This is a genomic window from Alkalitalea saponilacus, assembly GCF_900168165.1.
In the GTDB taxonomy this organism is placed as follows: domain Bacteria; phylum Bacteroidota; class Bacteroidia; order Bacteroidales; family Marinilabiliaceae; genus Natronoflexus; species Natronoflexus saponilacus.
In genome coordinates, this window is record NZ_FUYV01000064.1 from 1 (window position 1) to 2,097 (window position 2,097).

Annotated in this window: 3 protein-coding genes; all 3 read left to right on the plus strand. The window is 35.5% G+C overall.

The features are described from left to right. The first annotated feature begins 153 nt into the window (after positions 1-153). Genes B5X70_RS17575 through B5X70_RS17585 form a run of 3 tightly spaced genes read left to right on the plus strand, consistent with a single transcriptional unit; the run spans position 154 to position 1,845 of the window. Positions 154-462 (plus strand): transposase family protein, encoded by a 309-nt coding sequence (locus tag B5X70_RS17575; protein WP_079559207.1) that lies wholly within the window; start codon positions 154-156, stop codon positions 460-462. A 29-nt stretch (positions 463-491) separates the two neighbouring features. Beyond that, positions 492-1,358, plus strand: a complete 867-nt coding sequence (locus tag B5X70_RS17580; protein ID WP_232468338.1) for an ISL3 family transposase — start codon at positions 492-494, stop codon at positions 1,356-1,358. 16 nt (positions 1,359-1,374) lie between these two features. After that, entirely contained in the window at positions 1,375-1,845 is a 471-nt protein-coding gene (locus B5X70_RS17585) for a hypothetical protein (protein WP_143255116.1), read from the plus strand. Positions 1,846-2,097 lie beyond the last annotated feature (252 nt).

The window sequence follows — 2,097 nt, forward strand, 5'->3', positions numbered from 1 at the left end:
TTAAACCTGTAGGTGTAACTGATGCGCAGATTGATGAGTTGGTTGATTTTTATTCCGAATTATAATAATTACAAATATGAAAATCTTATTTTTATGGTTCATCACAATAATGCGTACCTAAAACAAATTTAGCAGTTATCTTTAAAGGAAAAAATGTCAACAAGTTTATTATACCACGGATTTGGTTTGATTGATCAAGAATATTTAAAGACTGAGTATAAAAACGGAGATGTAGTCTTTCATATTCAAACCAAAAATGAGAAGCTTCAATGCAGTCACTGTAATAGTTTCAATGTGATCAAAAAGGGAGTTACAGAACGTCTGTTTCGTACGGTTCCCATTGGTTTAAAGGCTGTTTATCTAAAGGCAAAAATTCAGCGTTTGGAATGTAAAGATTGTGGAACAATTCGTCAAGAACGAATTCATTATGCCGATGAAAAAAAAGCTACACCCGTCGATTAGAGAGGTATATAAATGATTTATTGGGGAGTATGACCATTGAAGACGTTGCTCAAAACTTAAAGATGCATTGGAATACGATAAAGAATATAGAAAAGCGTTGCTTGCAAAAACGGTATAAGCATATTGATTTATCTGGATTAGAACGAATTGCAATAGATGAATTTGCAATTAGAAAAGGTCATGTTTATGAAACCGTTGTAATGGATATTGATAAGGGGCGCATAATTTATGTTGCAGAAGGTCGATCCATTGACTGTTTAAATGGGTTTTGGACAATGTTAAAACGACAAGGGATTACATTAAAAGCTGTTGCAATGGACATGTGGCCAGCTTATATAAGTAGCGTAATAGAAAACAGTCCTGAAACAAAGATTGTCTTTGATAAATTTCATATTATCAAGAAAATGAATGAAGCCATAGATAATACCAGACGTTCTTTATATACTATGGAATCAGAGCTTAACAAACAAAATGTTTTTAAAGGTTTACGATGGTTGTTGCTTATGAAACAGCATAATATTAATGAAACCGGAAAAGAAAGGCTTCAGAGAGCATTAAATATGAATCAGCCTCTGGCAGAAGCATATTATCTCAAAGAGGAACTGGGTATGCTATGGGAGCAATCAAATGAAAATGAAGCCAATAAATTTATGGATAATTGGTGTGAAGCAGCTTATTCAACAGGTATTACCCATCTAAGTAAGTTTGCCAACATGCTGAAATCCCATCGATCTGGAATCTTAAATTGGTTTAACCACCCTATTTCAACCGGCCCGTTGGAAGGCATAAACAACAAAATAAAAGTGCTAAAAAGAAAGGCATATGGTTATCGGGATATGGAATTTTTCAATTTGAAAATTTTAAACCTTCACCATTCCAGGTATGCATTATTGTGATGAACCATTTTTATTAATGCCTGTAGTAAGTTTAATATTGATAATTACCGGATGTGATCCCGAAGTATGTAATTATTATAAGATAAGCAACAAAACCACGGCTGTTATTGATGTGTTGGTATATGAGAATGGTGGTCACTTAAGAGTTGGCCACTCTGCAACAGGATTAAAAAAAGATGAAAGCTATGATTTGGCAGAAGTTTTTTGCGGTCGAGGGACAGGAGGCGGGCCTTTTCAAAGCAAAAATAAGACTGATTCTATTGTTATAATAATTAATGATACAATTAAAGTCTCAATTTTAGATTCTGAAATGAATAGGTGGAGCATGGAAGATTTGAGCAATAATGCCTTTGGGAATAATTCTCCAATGCTTCCTGAAGCATGGACAGAAGTGAAAAGTAAAAAAGATAATTACTATTACGAATATGAATTTACTGAATGGCACTACCAAAAGGCTTTAGAAGCTAATGGCTATGCAGTAGAGTAACCATTGGTTTTATTGAGGGCTTGACTCCTAGTCAAGCCCTCAATATCATTGCCCACGCCAGTCATTTCAGTAATGTTGGCAGTTGGTACTGGTCGCAGTATATTGCTTATATTATGACCTACGAAGGATATGGCGATGCCAGCAAAAAGAATGCCGACATTTGCGGCGTTGGCGAAATGTGGGGGTATTATGTTGGTGGGTTGCTGGCAACGGAGCAGTATGAGGGGACGCATTTCAATGGGGATGATTGGT

Coding starts and splice junctions, on each gene's coding strand:
- B5X70_RS17575 (WP_079559207.1), top strand. CDS start 154: ATGTCAACAAGTTTATTATACCACGGATTTGGTTTGATTGATCAAGAA.
- B5X70_RS17580 (WP_232468338.1), top strand. CDS start 492: ATGACCATTGAAGACGTTGCTCAAAACTTAAAGATGCATTGGAATACG.
- B5X70_RS17585 (WP_143255116.1), top strand. CDS start 1,375: ATGCCTGTAGTAAGTTTAATATTGATAATTACCGGATGTGATCCCGAA.